The organism is Rosenbergiella sp. YN46, from assembly GCF_036620675.1.
GTDB lineage: Bacteria > Pseudomonadota > Gammaproteobacteria > Enterobacterales > Enterobacteriaceae > Jejubacter.
The window spans coordinates 1-901 of the sequence record NZ_JAZHEE010000089.1 but is presented as its reverse complement, the minus strand read 5'-3'; the positions used below and the strand labels follow the sequence as shown (position 1 = coordinate 901).

The window sequence follows — 901 nt, the reverse complement described above, 5'->3', positions numbered from 1 at the left end:
ATTAAGAATTTTCAGGATTTAACATTTGATACGAACTGTTAATCGAACTCGCAAACTGTGGTTAGGACTTAATTAATTGATTGGTGTGGTGGTATTATGGTGATTAAAGTGACAGACCTAAGAGCGTGTCGAGATTGCAGTAATGTTTTTTCTGTAAAAGGTGACGGGGTTATGTTTCCATCAACGCCATGTCCTGCTTGTAAGTCGGTGAACAGTGACAAGGTATTCAATGATTAAGTGGATCATGGAACCAACGAAGAATTAAGGTAAAGCTACAGAATTTTCAGGATTAAGATCTGATTTAACTAAAAGTAATACCATATTACTTGCGCATGAAGGGTGCTGGTTACTGTATTGGAATGGCAATTGCTGCTGTTGTAGTGTTCATTGCAACCTCTGTTTTATTACCTTTCAAGTAAACACAAAGAATTAAGAATTTTCAGGATGAAACTCAAGAAGAAGCGTTCCTTATCCTTAGCAGAATTGGAAATAAACGTTCTTGGAATTGTGAAGGCTAAATTTAGAAAATGATTTAGTGTTTTAGAATTATCGGTTATATTCAAGCTTCACTCTCTAATATTATGACATTAAGTGATTTTGACAAAAAATTATTGAATGATTTGATAGATCATGTTGTAAATGATATTAAGTCGATTGTTGAGTTTGCCAGGAAGCCAGAGCTTAGAAGTATGTTTAAAGATAGAGATGGTTTAGATTTTTCTTTGGGTGTTGCTGTGACAGAAATAAACATGATGTTTGTTGAAGGGTTTAAGCTGAGAAATAAAAGAGGATTAAACAAAGAAGAAAAAGCTGAGCTTTTCAACTTTTTTGGAACGAGAATGTATGAAATCAAAGAAGCTATTTTCAAGTGTGGATAAGGCTTAAAACAATTAGATTGTAT

At 33.5% G+C, this 901-nt stretch carries 1 protein-coding gene; it reads left to right on the top strand.

The window, feature by feature from the left end; translation table 11 throughout:
* The first annotated feature begins 581 nt into the window (after positions 1-581).
* Positions 582-878 carry a hypothetical protein gene (locus tag V3W49_RS22625; RefSeq protein WP_500148192.1) on the top strand — a complete coding sequence of 99 codons (297 nt, stop codon included), beginning with the start codon at positions 582-584 and terminating at the stop codon, positions 876-878.
* Positions 879-901 lie beyond the last annotated feature (23 nt).